Below are 16,913 nucleotides of genomic sequence, written 5' to 3'. Positions count from 1 at the left end.
TTTATTTTACAAAAGATCAGCAGCTAGCTGCGCGAGTTCAGAACGCTCCCCTTTCACAAGCTGTACGTGACCTGCTACTTTTTGTTCTTTAAATCTTTCTAGTACATATGTTAACCCATTGTTGTATTCATCTAAATATGGATGATCAATTTGGGCAGGATCTCCCATAAGAACAATTTTACTTCCTTCTCCAACACGAGTTAAAATCGTTTTCACTTCATGTTTAGATAAGTTTTGGGCTTCATCAATAATGATGAACTGATCTGGAATACTTCTTCCTCTTATATATGTTAAAGCTTCTACTTCGATAGAACCCATTCCTGCTAAAATAGCGTCAAGCTCTCCAGGTTTTTTCGTATTGAATAGATATTCTAAGTTATCATAAATAGGCTGCATCCATGGTCTGAGCTTTTCCTGTTTTTCTCCTGGTAGAAACCCTAAATCTTTCCCTACTGGAACAATTGGTCTAGCAACAAGCAATTTCTTATAATACCCCAAATCTTCTGTTTGCATAAGGCCTGATGCCAATGCTAAAAGTGTTTTACCTGTTCCTGCTTTGCCGATAAGAGTAATAAGTGGTATATCATCTCGTAGCAAAAGTTCAAGTGCCATTGTCTGCTGAACGTTTCTCGGTTTCACTCCCCAAATATGCTCATAATCAAACAATAACTTTTTCACTTTCTCTCCTGTTGAATCAACAATCCCAACAGCAGAACCAGAGCCTCCAAATGCGTCTTTCATCACAACAAATTGATGTGGATAGAACGGATGATTTGCCCACTGTGATAAGCTAAGCTCACCTTGTTCATAAAAACGATTAAGCTCGTCTTTTGGAATGTAAAGATCAAGAAAACCCGAGTAAAGGTGGTTTACTTCGACAACTCGGTCGCTTAAAAAGTCCTCTGCTAAAAGACCAATCGCATCTGCTTTGACACGTACAAGCGTATCTTTACTAACAAGGATAACCTGTCTTCCTTCTTCTTTTGTTTCTTCCTCAAGAGAAAGATTTTTTGCAACTGCAAGAATGCGATTATCGTTTGTTTTCTCTACAAATACTTCTTGAAGTTGATGAAATGACCGATGATTAAGCTCAATCCGCAGTGAACCCCCATTTTCTAGCGGGATTTTCTCATGAAGTCGGCCATGCTGACGAAAACCATCGATAAGTTTAGATACTTGTCTGGCATTTCTCCCTACTTCATCCATATATCTCTTTTTAGAATCGACTTCTTCCAGTACAACAGCTGGAATAACGACTTCATTATCTTTAAAAGAGAAAATAGAGTGTGGATCTTGTAATAGTACGTTCGTATCTAACACATAAATCTTTTTCAAAGGTTTTTGCCCCCTCCATTTGTCTTCTTTGAAGAATAAGCACCCGATACTCTCACCTTTCTATGTAATGTGACAATAATCCTCTACTTCTTTTACTATATGTAGCCATGCATAAAGATAGAAGAATGAACAGACAATAATTTAGAAAAGCCATTGTTCCTATGCTAGCTATATGTTCAAAGAAGTTTTAAAAAGGTCTCATCGCCATATTACGCACTATAAAAGGAGAGATTGCTGTATGCAAAAATACTTTATGTGGCTTGTACTACTTGTAGTATTTCTAACAGGCTGTCAAAATAACAGTGCAGCAAACGATGAAAGAAACAATGATAATTTAGTACGAGTAAAAAATACAACTCCCCAACCTGAAGAACAACAATCAAATAACGCTATCTCCCAACGGCTGATAAACCTTGCAACAGACGTCCCAAAAGTTGAACGTGCAACAGCCGTTGTTGTTGGAAAATACGCTATTGTTGGCATCGATGTTGGAGGTGATCTTGATCGTTCAGAAGTAAGCTCTATCAAGTATGCTGTTGCTGAAAGCCTTAAACATGACCCAAATGGTGCGAACGCTGTTGTTATTGCTGATCCTGATACGTTCTCTCGTTTACAAGGGATGGCACAAGAAATTAGAAACGGACGTCCTGTAACAGGCGTTCTCGACGAGCTCGCAGCAATTGTAGATCGCTTTGTACCTGAAATGGCTAATGAAATACGACAAAAACATCCAAATGAAACAAATACAAATAATGATCGTTTAAATGAACAAAATCAGCAAGAACTACAAAAAGAACAGAACGATCAGTCTAATAATGAACTTCAAGATAAAGAATAATAAAAACGCTTAGTCTTTTTCCATGCAAAGACTAAGCGTTTTTATCTACTTTTATAAATTTCATCGTAAATGTACATGCTACGTTTCTGTTTGACATTTCTAGCACCTCTTCCATTGACAGGATTGATAGTTGCCTTACAACCTCTTTACAACAATCAGTAAAGATTATGTTTATCATAACGTGTTTTAGAAGAAATGAAAATAGAATTCAGAAAATTCCCTTACTTATTCACCCTTTTTTTACACTACATTTACATCTGAAACTTTTACCATTCATCTTCGTCCTTTTTCGATTCATAAAGCTTAAAGTTCCCCGTTGCTTTTCGCTCTTCTGTACGCTTTGTAATACGGTCATGACACGTTTGACACATATATGTATGAATAGGACGATTTCTAATTTTTTTGGCTAACGGTAATTCGTTATCAATTGTTTCAATTACATCACAAATTACGCATTGAACTCTCATTTCTCCACCTCAACAACGTTTTTGCTTATAAAAACAGGATAACGTCCAACAACGCTATCCCGCTTTTTTACATTTGTTCGTTTTTCTTTGCTTGATGCAAGCGCACTTTGTAGGCCCCAAGCACAAGAACCGCAATGAGCAAGCCCTCTGCTACAGGTAAAAAGGCTCCGAAAAACGTAAGAATTGTGCAGCCAAAAGCTAATAATGCATAAATGATTACGTTCTTGATGATAGGCAGCTTTCGCGCAAAACCTAAATTGTATACAACAACGGCTAGCAAAAGAATGGTAAAGTACAATAACCACATGCCCGCTTCGGGGTTTTCGTCCACTTTAAAAAGCTTCGCAAAAAACTGAAGGCGTTCACTTACACCCATCATCAATCACGCTCCTTTAGATATTAACTTTTAAGGCCACAATTATCATTATTTATTTGCAAGCTTTTTCTTTTTAGCTGCTTTTTCGCGCTCATTTTTATCTAGAATTTTCTTACGTAGACGAATAGATTCTGGTGTAATTTCACAATATTCGTCTTCGTTTAGATATTCTAATGATTCTTCAAGAGACATAATACGAGGTTTTTTCATTGTTACTGTTTGGTCTTTTGTTGCAGAACGAACGTTTGTTGCATGCTTCGTTTTTGAAATATTAACAACAAGATCGTTTTCACGAGAATGTTCTCCAACAATCATACCTTCATAAACTTCTGTATTTGGCTCAACAAAAATTACGCCACGTTCTTCAACTTGCATAATTCCGTATGAAGAAGCCTTACCTGTTTCCATTGATACTAACACACCTTGGCGACGTCCACCAACTTGGCCAGCTTGCATTGGTTGATAGCTATCAAAGCTATGGTTAATGATGCCGTATCCGCGAGTTAGTGATAAAAATTCCGTTGTGTAACCGATAAGACCACGAGAAGGTACCATAAAGATTAGACGAACTTGGCCATTGCCGTTGTTTGTCATATCTAACATTTCACCTTTACGAGCTCCCATTGATTCCATGATTGAACCTGTGTACTCTTCTGGTACATCGATTTGTACGCGCTCAACCGGCTCAGAACGAACACCATCAATATCTTTGATGATAACTTCTGGTTTTGACACCTGAAGCTCGTAACCTTGACGACGCATGTTTTCAATTAAGATTGAAAGATGAAGCTCTCCGCGTCCCGAAATCACCCAAGCGTCAGGAGAATCAGTAGGATCAACGCGTAAACTTACGTCTGTTTCAAGCTCTGACATCAAGCGCTCTTCAATTTTACGCGCTGTTACGAATTTACCTTCTCTTCCAGCAAAAGGACTGTTGTTCACAAGGAACGTCATTTGTAGAGTTGGCTCATCAATACGAAGAACAGGAAGTGCTTCCTGATGATCTACAGGACAAACTGTTTCCCCAACGTTGATGTCTTCCATTCCAGATACAGCGATTAAATCTCCTGCTTTTGCTTCTTCAATCTCAACGCGTTTTAATCCGATAAAACCAAACATTTTTGTTACACGGAACTGTTTAACAGAACCGTCAACTTTCATAAGTGCAACTTGTTGACCAACTTTCATTGTTCCGCGGAAAACGCGTCCAACTCCAATACGGCCTACATAGTCGTTGTAGTCAAGCATCGCAATTTGGAATTGTAGCGGTTCTTCACTGTTATCAACAGGTGCTGGAATGTGCTCAATGATAGCATCAAATAAGCTTTCCATGTTCTCATCCTGCTTTTCAGGATTACGGCTTGCTGTTCCGTTAATTGCTGATGCATAAACAACAGGAAACTCAAGCTGTTCTTCAGTTGCATCAAGCTCGATTAAAAGATCGATTACTTCGTCCACAACTTCTGCTGGACGAGCAAAGTCACGGTCAATTTTGTTTACAACAACAATTGGCGTTAAATTTTGCTCTAGCGCTTTTTTAAGTACAAAACGCGTTTGAGGCATACACCCTTCATAAGCATCGACAACCAGAAGAACGCCATCTACCATTTTCATGATACGTTCTACTTCTCCACCGAAGTCAGCATGTCCTGGTGTATCTAAAATATTAATACGTTTATCTTTATAATGAATGCCCGTATTTTTTGCTAGGATTGTAATTCCTCGCTCACGTTCTAGATCATTTGAATCCATTGCACGTTCGTGAACTTGCTCGTTAGCACGAAACGTTCCAGATTGATGTAACAGCTGATCTACAAGTGTTGTTTTCCCATGGTCTACGTGGGCAATAATTGCAATATTTCGTAAGTCTTGACGAATGTTCAAGCCCTTCAACTCCCATACTTTTGTGTAAATACTTCACTAGCTTATCCAAATTTCACACATATCAAGCTAATGCCTAGGATATTATAACATAAAGAAACTAGAAATGCTTTCGGTTTTTCGGTACACTTAAGATATTCTTCACAATATGAAAGACATTTGGGAGGGTTTATGGTGAAGTCAATTAAATGGGGTTTACTTTTATATGCGATCTTGGGAACGCTATCAATTATGTTAATTGGGGTTTTTCTCGGAGAAGGTAGCATTGTTGGAGTAATTGGTTGTATTGTTGCACTTATTGTTATTATTGGACTTGGTTTTACAACAAAAAAGAAGCTTCGTGAAGCTGGAAAGCTATAAAAAGGACATTTTGTCCTTTTTATAGCTTTTTTTAAAGAGGATAAACTAAAATAACGTATTCTTTTTCTTCCTCATTTTTTTCTACTTTAAATTGCTCAAAGCCACACGAAGCCAGAAATTGTAGCCAGCCTGTTTTTTCAACAGGACAAGCACAAAAAAAAGCTTTATGATTTCCCTGAAAATGCTCGGCAATTTGTGTAATAATTTCCTTTCCAATTCCTTGTCCTCTTCGTGATTTTTTGACAAGTAGTGTGCCAAGCCAAGGTTTTTCATTTGATGGAGCCCAAGGCAAACTATAAGAGAGCCCTACCTTTTCTCCAGCTTGTTCATATATCGTCCAATGGCCTTGAAGCATTTCATATTTTTTTAAGTAAGCAGGAAGATTCTCTGCAGAGCATTCTTCACTTTCCCATTCTTTGCTTGCCAAAACTAACTGCTGAAAAAATGGGAAGTCTTCATCTGTGTATGAACGAAACGACAGTTTTTCCATAGTTATCTCTTTTTATTAATGTACGTTTGAAGGACTTCTTTATGAAATGCTTTTTCACCAGCAAAAACACTATTTTTTTCTAAAATATTAAGTTCTTCTCCGTAAACATTAGTAACTACTCCTCCTACTTCTTCGATCAATACAAGACCACCGGCAAAATCCCACGGAGCAAGTCTCATCGTTATATAACCATCAAGACGTCCAGCGGCAATGTAAGCAAGTTCTAGAGCAGCAGAACCATATGATCTCGTTCCTCTAACATCTTTTACAAGAGGAGAAAGAACTGCTGGATCAATGCGGTGATTATCTGTTACCCATGTAGCGTTTAGGGAAAGGATAGCTTCTTTTACAGGTGATTCAGTAAGCATCGGAAGCTTGATATCATTCATATATGCCCCGTTTCCACGAATTGTATGATAAAGCTCATCATGCATAACATCATAAATCAATCCAATTTTTCCTACGCCATTTTCAAATATACCAATGGAAATAGCAAAATTACGCTGCTGATGGACGAAATTCATTGTACCGTCGATAGGATCAATAACCCATAAGACCCCTTCTGCCGATGTAACATCTGTTCCATGTCCCTCTTCTCCTACAATACGGTGCGTTGGAAACGTTTCTTGAATTTTTTCGTATAAAAAAGTTTCAACATCTTTGTCCATATTTGTAACAAGGTCATTTGGATTTGATTTTGTTTCAATAAGAAGCTCTTTACTAAAAGAATCTTTGATCATTTCTCCCGCTTCTTTTACCCATGATGTAGCATATGTATAAATATTTTCCCAAAAATCTTCCATTTCGCAAACCCCCTTAAAAGTCAAACTAAAATTAAGTTATAAAAGTAGCTTATGAAAATCAGCGCCACAAATCAAGTTTCATCCTTTTTTATAGTTGTTATTCTAAAACCTTCATAACAAGAGACTATACAGACCTGTATAGTCTAAACAAGTTTTATTTTTTTATAACGCTCATACTATTGTTTTTTTTCGCTGTACTTCAATAGCTCTTGGCGAAGTTTTTCTAATTTTTGTTTACTTTTTAGTTTTTGTTCCTCATTTTCTTCGATCATTGCTTCGTACAAAGTGGCAAGCTCATAATCAAGTTCCATCCTCAACACTGCTAAACGGTTGGTATATTCAGTTCTTTTGTGAATATTTACTACTTGCTTCATTGTTGAAGCCCCCTCTCTTAACATAACAAGCTTGGCGAAAAGTTTTAATATTCAGAATATATTATTTTTATATCGTATGTAGAACATTTATATCTTGTAACTACATTTGTAAGAAAGTTTTAAAAATAGGCTTTAGAGGTTTTAACCTCTATTGTTCTATCTAAGTTGTGATATGATTACTTATTAGTTACCCTTACCTATTCTAAAAAAAACATTCATCTGGAGGTGCACCATGAAATTCGAGAGATTTACAAAAGAAGACTTTAATGTTTTTACAGTGGATGGTCTTGATGAGCGTATGGGCGAATTAAAAAAACAAGTACGTCCAAAGCTAGAAAGCTTAGGCGAAATATATGCTCCATTTCTATCTTCTCTATGTCAGGAAGAAATGTTTGCACACGTTGCAAAACACGCCAGACGCTCTGTCCATCCACCGAAAGATACGTGGGTTGCTTTTGCAGCAAATAAGCGCGGGTATAAAAGACATCCACATTTCCAAATCGGACTTTTTGAGTCTCACGTCTTTATTTGGTTTGCTGTTATTTATGAAGCAGATATTAAAACAGAGTATGGAAAAGTTCTAAAAACACATATTGAGGAAATCGAAAATAGCATCCCATCTTATTTTGTTTGGTCAAAAGACCATACAAAGCCTGATACTATTTCAATGGAGGATTTATCAAGAGAAGACTTAACAGCTCTCTTTGACCGCTTAGAAAAGGTAAAAAAAGCAGAAATCCTCTGTGGTTTACGTATTCCGCAAAAAGAGGCTATAGAGATGTCAAAAGATGAATGGGACCAAACGTTTAAAGATGCCTTTACAACGCTACTTCCTCTATATAAATTAGGAGCTACAATCTAAAAAAAGAAGAGCAAGTTGCTCTTCTTTTTTTATCTCATACGAATAAAAGTTTCTTCTGGTGCGTCTTTTGCTTTTTTGACCGTTCGATACGGTGAGTAATGACTTTGTTCTTCGAATTCATTGCAAATTTGCTTTTCCTCTGATTTGCTTGGGACAATTTCTTTAAAGCGTCTATATGTGCTCATAAGCTGTTCGCGTGAAATTCCTTTTTCATATGCTTTTTCAATTGCTTCAAAAAAGCGAACAACATCAACAATTTCATCTGTACTCCAATCAATTGAAATTGGATATTGATATTCCATACCTTTCATCTCCTATCATTTACTTCTCTTTTAACATTGTGCCTCACAATATAGAATAAACGCAACTTCTTTTCATTTTTTAGAACTTCTTTTTATTTTTCCTTTCAAAACGGAAAAGCTATGAAAAAGAGCTTTGCAAACCATTCTATAAGTGCTATAATTCATTTGTTTTTTAAGTTTGATAATTAAGGTGGGATTAGTATATTGTCTTCGCAGTTTGAAACACCCCTTTTTACAGGTCTTATCGAGCACGCTAAAAAAGACCCGATTCAATTTCATATTCCAGGTCATAAAAAAGGCCGTGGAATGGATGAAGAATTTCGCTCGTTTATTGGGGAAAATGCCCTTTCTATAGATTTGATTAATATTGCACCGCTTGATGATCTCCATCAGCCAGGCGGAATGATTCGAGAAGCTCAAGCACTTGCTGCTCGCGCTTTTGGAGCTGATCATACATTTTTCTCTGTGCAAGGTACAAGCGGAGCCATTATAGCGATGGTAATGTCTGTTTGTGGACCTGGAGACAAAATTTTAGTTCCACGTAACGTTCATAAATCTGTTATGAGTGCTATCATATTTTCAGGAGCTACCCCTATTTTTATTCATCCTGAAATTGATCCTGATTTAGGAATTTCACATGGCATTACAACAGATGCAGTAGAAAAAGCACTTTATCAACATCCAGATGCAAAAGCTGTTCTTGTTATTAATCCAACATATTTTGGAATTGCAGCAGATCTAAAGCGAATTGTTGAACTTGCTCATTCATTCTCAATTCCTGTTCTTGTTGATGAAGCTCATGGAGTTCACATTCATTTTCATGATGATCTTCCACTATCAGCTATGCAAGCAGGAGCAGATATGGCTGCTACAAGTGTGCACAAGTTAGGTGGATCTTTGACAGGAAGCTCTATTCTTAATATGAAAGAAGGACTTGTTTCACCAAAGCGTGTTCAGTCCATCTTAAGCATGTTAACAACAACATCAACATCTTATATTTTGCTTGCTTCACTAGATGTTGCTCGTAAAAGACTTGCAACAGAAGGAAAAGAGCTTGCAGAGTATGCTATTGACCTTGCTGAGACAGCACGTAAAAGAATTAATGAAATTGGATATATCCGTTGTATTGGACGTGAAATTCTTGGCACGAAAGCAACGTATGATATGGATCCGACAAAGCTTATCATTTCAATTAAAGAGCTTGGCATTTCAGGCTATGATGCAGAAAAATGGTTGCGTGAGCGCTTCAATATTGAAGTAGAACTTTCTGATCTTTACAACTTGCTTTGTATTATTACACCAGGAGATACAATAGAAAATATTAACACGCTTATAGAAGCACTAACAGAACTTGTTAAAGAGTGTAAGGACAACGTCCAAAGCTCTGAGGATATCTCTGTGCTCTTACCAGACATCCCTGTACTCTCTCTAACACCTCGAGATGCTTTTTATGCAGAAACAGAGGTTGTTCCTTTTGAAGAATCAGCAGGACGTATTACAGCTGAATTTATCATGATTTATCCACCAGGGATTCCTGTCTTTATTCCTGGAGAAATTATTATGGAAGAAAACCTCCAATATATTAAGAAAAATCTTGAAGAAGGTCTTCCTGTTCAAGGACCTGAAGATCACACATTAAAGACACTTCGAGTCATTAAAGAACATAAAGCCATAAAATAAAAAAAAGCTCTGCAAATGCAGAGCTTTTTTATTTTATTATTCTATTATTCTATTTATCTTTTTCCTCACAATATGGGCACGTTCCGTAAAGCGTTGATACTTTCTCATCATCAAAATACTCGATTGTGTCACTGCATGTTTGACAAATAATTGTTCCCATCTTATAGCGCTCCTTTTTGCCTTTTGAGGTTATTTTTGAAAACGTTTTATCTTCTTGTTTTCTATAATATTATGTCACATTTAAAATGTCAACGCTTATTTGTATAACACATTAATAAATTTTATAAACCTTTTTCTTTTCATAACATCAGCCTAGAAAAAAGAAAACACTAAAGTTTGCACACTAAAAAAAGTGATCATAGAAACTGCAGTGAGAAAGAAAGCGTTTTTTTTATGTTTTAAATATATTTCAGCAATGAGGTATCCTAAATATACAAAAACAATGAAGAGTAGCGCTTTGGCTCCAAGATGGTCTCGGTGAGAAAGATGCTCAACAAATGTAAATGTACACCATATAAAAAATTGTAAGATGTAAATATGATACAGCACCCTAACCTTCTCCTCCTCTCTCACCAACAAACCCTTGTCCTATATATATGCAAGCTTTCTTATTGTATACAAAAAAATCCCTTAGTCATTCGACTAAGGGATTTTTCTTCATCTATCTTATAGCATATGAATTGGAGTACCAAGAGCAACTTCAGCTGCTTCCATTGTAATCTCTCCAAGAGTTGGGTGAGCGTGAATTGTTAAAGCAACATCTTCAGCTGTCATACCAGACTCAATTGCAAGGCTAAGTTCTGAGATAATATCAGAAGCGCCACTACCTGCGATTTGAGCACCGATAATTACACCGTCTTCTTTACGAGTGATTAGTTTTAAAAAGCCGTCTGTGCTGTTAAGAGAAAGAGCACGTCCATTTGCTGCGAATGGGAATTTCGCTGCTTTGATTTCGATGCCGTCTTCTTTTGCTTTTGCTTCTGTGTAACCAACAGATGCAAGTTCTGGATCTGTGAAGCATACAGCTGGAATTCCAAGATAATCAATCTCAGAAGGTTCACCGCTAATTGCTTCAGCAGCAATTTTTGCTTCATAAGAAGCTTTGTGTGCTAATGGTGGTCCTTCAACAATATCACCAATTGCGTACACGTTGCTTACGTTTGTACGACATTGTTTGTCAATTTTGATAAGACCGCGATCAGTCATTTCAATACCAAGTTGCTCAAGACCAAGCTCGTCAGTATTTGGACGACGACCAACTGTTACAAGAACATAGTCTGCTTCAACAGTTTCTGCTTTTCCGCCTACTTCAAACGTTACTTTTACGCCGTCTTTAGTTTCTTCAACGCCTTTAGCCATAGCTTTTGTATGAACTGTAACGTTTCCTTTTTTCTTAAGTTCACGTTTAACGATTGAAGTCATTTGTTTTTCGAAACCAGCTAAAATATCGTCAGCAGCTTCAACAATTGTTACTTCTGTGCCAAAGTTAGCGTAAGCAGTTCCAAGCTCAGTACCGATGTAACCTCCACCGATTACAACAAGCTTTTTAGGAATTTCTTTAAGAGCAAGAGCTCCTGTTGAGTTAATTACGCGCTCAGAGAATTTGAATCCTGGAATTTCAACTGGGCGAGAACCTGTTGCAATGATTACATTTTTGAATGTATATGTTTGCGCAGAGTTTTCGTCCATAACTCGAAGTGTGTTTTGATCTACGAAATAAGCTTCACCTTTTACGATATCCACTTTATTTCCTTTAAGAAGACCTTCAACACCGCCAGTTAGTTTGTTAACAACGCCAGCTTTCCACTCTTGAACTTTTGTGAAGTCAACTTTTACGTTGTCAACTGTGATTCCCATATCTTCAGAATGCTTCGCATGCTCGATACGGTGACCTGCTGTGATAAGAGCTTTTGAAGGAATACAACCAACGTTTAAGCATACTCCACCAAGATTAGCTTTTTCGATAATTGTTACTTTTTGTCCTAATTGTGCTGCACGGATTGCTGCAACGTATCCACCAGGACCTGCTCCAACTACAATAGTATCTGTTTCAATCGGGAAATCTCCTACTACCATGATATTACGCCTCCATTAATAATAGTTCTGGATCGTTAAGTAAACGCTTGATGTTGTTTAATGCATTTTGTGCTGTAGCACCATCAATCATACGGTGGTCAAAGCTTAGAGAAAGAGCTAATACTGGAGCGATAACAATCTCACCGTCCACTACGACTGGTTTCTCAGCAATACGACCAATACCTAAAATAGCTACTTCAGGATGGTTGATAACTGGAGTGAACCATTGTCCACCAGCTGAACCGATGTTTGTGATTGTGCAAGAAGCACCTTTCATTTCTGCACCAGAAAGTTTACCTTCACGCGCTTTAGTTGCTAGGCTGTTGATCTCATCTGAGATAGAGAAAACAGATTTGCGGTCAGCGTGTTTTACAACTGGAACAACAAGACCTTTTTCAGTGTCAGCTGCGATTCCGATGTTGTAGTAATGTTTTTGAACTACTTCATCTGTTGCATCATCAATAGATGTGTTAAGAGCTGGGAACTTCTTAAGAGCAGATGTTAAAGCTTTAACAACGTAAGGTAAGAACGTTAATTTTGTTCCTTGCTCAGCTGCAACTGCTTTGAACTTCTTACGGTGAGCCACAAGTTTTGTTACATCTACTTCGTCCATAAGTGTAACGTGTGGAGCCGTATGCTTAGAGTTCACCATTGCTTTTGCGATTGCACGACGCATGCCGCTCATTTTCTCGCGAGTTTCTGGGAAGTCACCTTCTGGAGCTGCTACTGGTGCACTTGGTGCTGCAGAAGCTGCTTCAGGAGCTTTTTCTTCTGTTTGTGCAGCAGGTTGTGCTCCACCAGATACAAAGCTATCAATATCTTCTTTTAGAATACGACCATTTTTACCGCTACCAGCTACTTGACGGATGTCAATGCCTTTTTCACGAGCATATTTACGTACAGATGGCATTGCGATAACGTTACGATCAGTATCTATTGCTTCAGTACTAGCTGCTGGTGCATCTTGTACTTCTTCTTTTTTCTCTTCTTTTGGTTCTTCTTTGGAAGAGCTTTCACTATCGCTACCTTTAAATTGTAAGTCTTCGTAGCCAGGTGCGTCAAATGTTACGATAACTTGACCAACTGTCGCAACTTCACCTTCACTAACTTTTAACTCTTCAACTGTTCCGTCTACTGGAGATGGGATTTCAACAACAGCTTTGTCGTTTTGTACTTCTGCAAGTACATCATCCTCACTAATTTTGTCTCCTGGCTTTACGAACCACTTAACGATTTCACCTTCATGGATACCTTCACCGATATCTGGAAGTTTAAATTCAAATGACACGAGCATTCACCTTCCTGTAATAAATTATGTTTTATGATTTAAAGTACATAGATAAGCACAACAGCTACCTTGGCTGCGCGAAGCAGTCAAGGAAAGCCATTTTGTGCTTTGTTTACTTTATTAGCAATTAAAATTCAAGAACTTCTTTTGCTTTTTCTACGATGTCGTTGTTGTTTGGTAACCAAACACCTTCAGCTTCTGAGAATGGGAATACCGTATCAGGAGCTGCAACACGTAGTACAGGCGCTTCAAGGCTAAGGATAGCGCGGTCATTGATTTCAGCAACAACGTTAGCACCAATACCTGCTTGTTTTTGAGCTTCTTGAACAACAAGTGCACGACCTGTTTTCTCAACAGAAGCGATAATTGTGTCAATATCTAATGGACTTACTGTACGAAGGTCAACAACCTCTACAGAGTAGCCTTCTTTTTCAAGTTCTTCAGCTGCTTTTAATGAAGAGTGAACCATTGCACCGTAAGTGATGATAGAAAGGTCTGTTCCTTCACGTTTAACATCAGCTTTTCCGATTTCAATTGTATATTCTTCTTCAGGTACTTCCGCACGGAAAGAACGATACAATTTCATGTGCTCAAGGAAAATAACAGGATCGTTATCGCGGATCGCTGCGATTAAAAGTCCCTTTGCATCATATGGAGTTGCTGGAATAACAACTTTAAGACCAGGTTGTTGAGCAACTAATCCTTCTAAGTTATCAGCATGAAGTTCAGGCGTATGTACTCCACCACCAAATGGAGAACGGATTGTAACTGGAGAAGTCCAACGACCACCAGAACGGTAGCGCATACGAGCCATTTGACCAGAAATTGAATCCATTACTTCAAATACGAAACCGAAGAATTGAATTTCTGGAACTGGACGGAATCCTTCTAGACCAAGGCCAAGCGCAAGACCGCCGATACCAGATTCAGCAAGCGGTGTATCAAATACACGATCTTCGCCGAATTCTTTTTGAAGACCTTCAGTCGCACGGAAAACCCCACCGTTTACACCAACGTCTTCACCGAATACTAAGACGTTTTCATCGTTTTTCATCTCTGTGCGTAATGCATCAGTGATTGCTTGAATCATTGTCATTTGCGCCATGTCTTACTTCGACTCCTTCTCTTGATAAATTTCATATTGTTCCTCTAAATTGTAAGGCATTTTATCATACATGATAGACATTAAGTCTGTTACTTTTTGTTTTGGTTCAGCATCAGCTTTTTTAATTGCTTCTTTAATGTCTTCTTTAGCTTGATCAATTACTTCGTTTTCTTTTTCTTCATTCCATAAGCCTTTAGCTTCTAGGAACGCACGGAAACGAACTAGTGGATCTTTTTGCTCCCACTCAGAATCAAGCTCAGCTGTACGGTAGCGAGTTGGATCGTCACCAGCCATTGTATGTGGACCATAACGGTAGCAAAGTGTTTCAATTAATGTTGGACCTTCACCACGAACAGCGCGCTCACGAGCTTCGCGAACAGCTGCATATACTGCTAAAGCATCCATTCCGTCTACTTGAATTCCAGGAATACCTGCTGCTACTGCTTTTTGAGCTACAGTGCTTGCTGCAGATTGCTTTTCAACAGGAGTTGAAATTGCGAAACGGTTATTTTGAACAACGAAGATTGCTGGAGCTTTGAACGCACCTGCAAAGTTAATACCTTCATAGAAATCCCCTTGTGAAGCTCCGCCATCACCAGTGTAAGTGATTGCAACTGCTTCTTTACCGCGCTTTTTAAGTCCAAGAGCAACACCTGCTGTTTGGATGTATTGAGCACCGATAATGATTTGTGGAGAAAGAGCATTAAGATCCTCAGGCATTTGGTTACCTTTAAAGTGACCGCGAGAGAATAAGAACGCTTGATATAATGGAAGACCGTGCCAGATTAATTGTGGAACATCACGATATCCAGGTAAAATCCAGTCTTGTTTTTCTAATGCAAATTCAGATGCAAGTTGAGAAGCTTCTTGTCCAGCAGTTGGAGCATAGAAACCTAAACGTCCTTGACGGTTTAAAGAAATTGAACGTTGATCTAAAATACGTGTATAAACCATACGACGCATTAATTCTACTAATTGTTCATCTGTTAAATTAGGCATTGCTGCTTCATTCACAACTTCGCCCTTCTCATTTAGAATTTGAAGCGTTTCAAATTGCTTTGAAATTGCCTCACGCTGCTTATCAAAATTTAAAACTGATTTCTTAGTTTTGGCAGCCATTCTCGTCACCTCTTCCTTTCGTTTTAAACGTTTGCAAATTTAGTGTAAAAAACTAGTGTTAAAATAGTTCCTATCTTAGAGTAACCAAAAAAGGCAAGCTGAACTCATTTTGTTTTCTAGCTTCTCATTCTTTATGTATTCTTCCCCTATTCTTTTGACAAAAACAGCGTCAGAATGAAAACAAACATTTTTTTGTAACGTTTAACTGTATTAATTCCTACTGAAGAAATAGTAATACAATTTTTTCTTTCCGAGGACTAGTTTACAACAACTATAAAGAATTCGTCAATCTATTTACATCAACATTTTCTCCCCTTTTTATTTCCAACTTCCTCTTTAAAAAAACACTCCCTTCTGTACTAATACAACATTGTTCACTGTACTATTATAGTGGTCCATTCAACAGACAATGCTCATTATACAGCGGAACGTAATCTCGGCAAAATTCAGGTTATAGCGACAAAATGTGCTCTTGTGTATTGTTCACGTAGTTGTTTTTTCCTTTTTTTCCTTCGTGTTATATAAAAGGAAAATCCCTATTTATAAGATGTCTTTTCTTTTTAAAATTTTTTAATACTTATATTTTTTAAAAATGCAAGCTTATTTTTTCTCCATAGGCAGCAACCTACACACCATAGAGCATTTGTCATAATGTATAGTAATCCGGTTTTAAACCCAATTTTTTAAAGTCGGTAAAGGGAATTAAAAGGAGGAAACAAAATGTACGGTTACGGGGGACACGACTGCTGTGGTTATGAAGGATATAGTTATGGTGGAGAATGTGGAACAAACGGTGGATTTGTTCTAATCGTTGTTCTATTCATTCTATTAATCATTGTTGGAGCTTCTGTATTCTGTTAATTAAATTACAAAGGAGGATGTCTAAAAGGCATTCTCCATTTTTATATGCTTTGAATGTATGCTTTAAAAGGAAGTTGTTACATAATTAAATTGTCAATGTTATAATAGTGTCTTGAGTAAAGGAGTGTGGAAAGATGATTACAATGAATGATATCGTTCGAGACGGACATCCAACGTTAAGACAAGTTGCTGAAGAAGTTCAGCTTCCAGCTTCAGAAGAAGATAAGCAAACGTTACAAAGTCTGTTGCAGTACGTTATTAATAGTCAAAACCAGGACACTGCTGAAAAATACGGGCTTCGTCCTGGTATTGGACTAGCAGCGCCACAAATTAACGTTCCAAAGCGAATGATCGCTGTTCATGTGACAGATGAAAAAGATAAGCTTTACAGCTACGCATTGTTTAATCCAAAGATTGTAAGCCATTCTATTGAGCAAACCTATCTTTCAGGTGGAGAGGGTTGCCTTTCTGTTGATGAAGAGATTCCTGGATATGTTCCTCGCTACAAGCGTGTGACTGTAACAGGAACAAATATTAATGGAGAAACAATCAAGCTTCGACTTAAAGGGCTTCCTGCCGTCGTATTTCAGCATGAAATCGACCATTTAAATGGTGTCATGTTTTATGACCATATTAATAAGGAAGAGCCCTTCACTGCCCCTGATGGATCAACACCTATTGAATAAAAAAACAGCG

The 16,913-nt window shown here is 37.7% G+C and carries 19 protein-coding genes; 6 read left to right on the top strand and 13 right to left on the bottom strand.

All coding sequences use genetic code 11. From position 1 onward, the window contains the following. Positions 1 to 6: 6 nt before the first annotated feature. Complete coding sequence (locus BM012_RS05365; RefSeq protein ID WP_061803556.1) at positions 7 to 1,335, bottom strand: PhoH family protein; 1,329 nt, start codon at positions 1,333 to 1,335, stop codon at positions 7 to 9. A gap of 238 nt (positions 1,336 to 1,573) precedes the next feature. On the opposite strand from BM012_RS05365, the gene BM012_RS05360 reads away from it, so the two are divergent. Next, a complete protein-coding gene (locus BM012_RS05360) occupies positions 1,574 to 2,173 on the top strand; it encodes a YhcN/YlaJ family sporulation lipoprotein (protein ID WP_061803555.1) in 600 nt (199 codons plus the stop codon). 266 nt (positions 2,174 to 2,439) lie between these two features. Here BM012_RS05360 and BM012_RS05355 read toward each other — a convergent pair whose 3' ends face one another. The 3 genes from BM012_RS05355 to typA all read right to left on the bottom strand — a co-directional run bounded on the left by BM012_RS05355 (position 2,440) and on the right by typA (position 4,900). Further along, positions 2,440 to 2,640 (bottom strand): YlaI family protein, encoded by a 201-nt coding sequence (locus BM012_RS05355; RefSeq protein ID WP_061803554.1) that lies wholly within the window; start codon positions 2,638 to 2,640, stop codon positions 2,440 to 2,442. Between the two features lie 67 nt (positions 2,641 to 2,707). Beyond that, a complete protein-coding gene (locus BM012_RS05350) occupies positions 2,708 to 3,016 on the bottom strand; it encodes a YlaH-like family protein (RefSeq protein ID WP_061803833.1) in 309 nt (102 codons plus the stop codon). Between the two features lie 48 nt (positions 3,017 to 3,064). Beyond that, positions 3,065 to 4,900: a translational GTPase TypA gene (gene typA, locus BM012_RS05345; RefSeq protein WP_061803553.1), complete on the bottom strand. Its 1,836-nt coding sequence runs from the start codon at positions 4,898 to 4,900 to the stop codon at positions 3,065 to 3,067. A gap of 171 nt (positions 4,901 to 5,071) precedes the next feature. Between typA and BM012_RS05340 the strand changes: the two genes are divergently transcribed. Next, positions 5,072 to 5,257, top strand: coding sequence for a YlaF family protein (locus BM012_RS05340; protein WP_019393006.1), 186 nt, complete (start codon positions 5,072 to 5,074; stop codon positions 5,255 to 5,257). 31 nt (positions 5,258 to 5,288) lie between these two features. On the opposite strand, the gene BM012_RS05335 is transcribed toward BM012_RS05340, so the two are convergent. The 3 genes from BM012_RS05335 to BM012_RS05325 form a co-directional block, all read right to left on the bottom strand. Beyond that, positions 5,289 to 5,747: a GNAT family N-acetyltransferase gene (locus tag BM012_RS05335; protein ID WP_064504966.1), complete on the bottom strand. Its 459-nt coding sequence runs from the start codon at positions 5,745 to 5,747 to the stop codon at positions 5,289 to 5,291. A gap of 2 nt (positions 5,748 to 5,749) precedes the next feature. Further along, a complete protein-coding gene (locus BM012_RS05330) occupies positions 5,750 to 6,550 on the bottom strand; it encodes an inositol monophosphatase family protein (RefSeq protein ID WP_061803552.1) in 801 nt (266 codons plus the stop codon). Between the two features lie 176 nt (positions 6,551 to 6,726). Further along, entirely contained in the window at positions 6,727 to 6,924 is a 198-nt protein-coding gene (locus BM012_RS05325) for a hypothetical protein (RefSeq protein WP_061803551.1), read from the bottom strand. A 232-nt stretch (positions 6,925 to 7,156) separates the two neighbouring features. Between BM012_RS05325 and BM012_RS05320 the strand changes: the two genes are divergently transcribed. Further along, complete coding sequence (locus BM012_RS05320; protein WP_061803550.1) at positions 7,157 to 7,786, top strand: YktB family protein; 630 nt, start codon at positions 7,157 to 7,159, stop codon at positions 7,784 to 7,786. Positions 7,787 to 7,815: 29 nt separating this feature from the next. Here the strand turns inward: BM012_RS05320 and BM012_RS05315 are convergent, their stop codons facing one another. After that, the gene (locus tag BM012_RS05315) at positions 7,816 to 8,088 is read right to left on the bottom strand and encodes a UPF0223 family protein (protein ID WP_019393001.1); all 273 of its coding nucleotides are present in this window, start codon (positions 8,086 to 8,088) and stop codon (positions 7,816 to 7,818) included. Positions 8,089 to 8,292: 204 nt separating this feature from the next. Here BM012_RS05315 and BM012_RS05310 point away from each other — a divergent pair, with 204 nt between their 5' ends. Further along, positions 8,293 to 9,768 carry an aminotransferase class I/II-fold pyridoxal phosphate-dependent enzyme gene (locus BM012_RS05310; protein ID WP_061803549.1) on the top strand — a complete coding sequence of 492 codons (1,476 nt, stop codon included), beginning with the start codon at positions 8,293 to 8,295 and terminating at the stop codon, positions 9,766 to 9,768. Positions 9,769 to 9,817: 49 nt separating this feature from the next. Here the strand turns inward: BM012_RS05310 and BM012_RS05305 are convergent, their stop codons facing one another. The 5 genes from BM012_RS05305 to pdhA all read right to left on the bottom strand — a co-directional run bounded on the left by BM012_RS05305 (position 9,818) and on the right by pdhA (position 15,356). After that, on the bottom strand, positions 9,818 to 9,928 hold the full coding sequence (locus BM012_RS05305) for a GapA-binding peptide SR1P (protein WP_074842780.1): 111 nt from the start codon (positions 9,926 to 9,928) through the stop codon (positions 9,818 to 9,820). A 506-nt stretch (positions 9,929 to 10,434) separates the two neighbouring features. Next, positions 10,435 to 11,844, bottom strand: a complete 1,410-nt coding sequence (gene lpdA, locus BM012_RS05295) for a dihydrolipoyl dehydrogenase (RefSeq protein ID WP_061803547.1) — start codon at positions 11,842 to 11,844, stop codon at positions 10,435 to 10,437. A 4-nt stretch (positions 11,845 to 11,848) separates the two neighbouring features. Next, on the bottom strand, positions 11,849 to 13,132 hold the full coding sequence (locus BM012_RS05290; RefSeq protein ID WP_061803831.1) for a dihydrolipoamide acetyltransferase family protein: 1,284 nt from the start codon (positions 13,130 to 13,132) through the stop codon (positions 11,849 to 11,851). 127 nt (positions 13,133 to 13,259) lie between these two features. After that, complete coding sequence (locus BM012_RS05285; protein ID WP_019392995.1) at positions 13,260 to 14,237, bottom strand: alpha-ketoacid dehydrogenase subunit beta; 978 nt, start codon at positions 14,235 to 14,237, stop codon at positions 13,260 to 13,262. A 3-nt stretch (positions 14,238 to 14,240) separates the two neighbouring features. Continuing rightward, entirely contained in the window at positions 14,241 to 15,356 is a 1,116-nt protein-coding gene (pdhA, locus tag BM012_RS05280; RefSeq protein ID WP_061803546.1) for a pyruvate dehydrogenase (acetyl-transferring) E1 component subunit alpha, read from the bottom strand. Between the two features lie 720 nt (positions 15,357 to 16,076). Here pdhA and BM012_RS26675 point away from each other — a divergent pair. Next, a complete protein-coding gene (locus BM012_RS26675) occupies positions 16,077 to 16,217 on the top strand; it encodes a YjcZ family sporulation protein (protein ID WP_061803545.1) in 141 nt (46 codons plus the stop codon). A 134-nt stretch (positions 16,218 to 16,351) separates the two neighbouring features. Further along, on the top strand, positions 16,352 to 16,903 hold the full coding sequence (gene def, locus BM012_RS05270) for a peptide deformylase (protein WP_061803544.1): 552 nt from the start codon (positions 16,352 to 16,354) through the stop codon (positions 16,901 to 16,903). Positions 16,904 to 16,913 lie beyond the last annotated feature (10 nt).

This window comes from Priestia endophytica DSM 13796 (assembly GCF_900115845.1).
In the GTDB taxonomy this organism is placed as follows: domain Bacteria; phylum Bacillota; class Bacilli; order Bacillales; family Bacillaceae_H; genus Bacillus_I; species Bacillus_I endophytica.
Note: the sequence above shows the minus strand (reverse complement) of the source record. Positions and strands in the feature narration are given on the sequence as shown.

Coding starts and splice junctions, on each gene's coding strand:
- BM012_RS05320 (WP_061803550.1), top strand. CDS start 7,157: ATGAAATTCGAGAGATTTACAAAAGAAGACTTTAATGTTTTTACAGTG.
- BM012_RS05325 (WP_061803551.1), bottom strand. CDS start 6,924: ATGAAGCAAGTAGTAAATATTCACAAAAGAACTGAATATACCAACCGT.
- BM012_RS05360 (WP_061803555.1), top strand. CDS start 1,574: ATGCAAAAATACTTTATGTGGCTTGTACTACTTGTAGTATTTCTAACA.
- BM012_RS05350 (WP_061803833.1), bottom strand. CDS start 3,016: ATGGGTGTAAGTGAACGCCTTCAGTTTTTTGCGAAGCTTTTTAAAGTG.
- BM012_RS05315 (WP_019393001.1), bottom strand. CDS start 8,088: ATGGAATATCAATATCCAATTTCAATTGATTGGAGTACAGATGAAATT.
- BM012_RS26675 (WP_061803545.1), top strand. CDS start 16,077: ATGTACGGTTACGGGGGACACGACTGCTGTGGTTATGAAGGATATAGT.
- pdhA (WP_061803546.1), bottom strand. CDS start 15,356: ATGGCTGCCAAAACTAAGAAATCAGTTTTAAATTTTGATAAGCAGCGT.
- BM012_RS05305 (WP_074842780.1), bottom strand. CDS start 9,928: ATGGGAACAATTATTTGTCAAACATGCAGTGACACAATCGAGTATTTT.
- BM012_RS05285 (WP_019392995.1), bottom strand. CDS start 14,237: ATGGCGCAAATGACAATGATTCAAGCAATCACTGATGCATTACGCACA.
- BM012_RS05355 (WP_061803554.1), bottom strand. CDS start 2,640: ATGAGAGTTCAATGCGTAATTTGTGATGTAATTGAAACAATTGATAAC.
- def (WP_061803544.1), top strand. CDS start 16,352: ATGATTACAATGAATGATATCGTTCGAGACGGACATCCAACGTTAAGA.
- BM012_RS05335 (WP_064504966.1), bottom strand. CDS start 5,747: ATGGAAAAACTGTCGTTTCGTTCATACACAGATGAAGACTTCCCATTT.
- lpdA (WP_061803547.1), bottom strand. CDS start 11,844: ATGGTAGTAGGAGATTTCCCGATTGAAACAGATACTATTGTAGTTGGA.
- BM012_RS05330 (WP_061803552.1), bottom strand. CDS start 6,550: ATGGAAGATTTTTGGGAAAATATTTATACATATGCTACATCATGGGTA.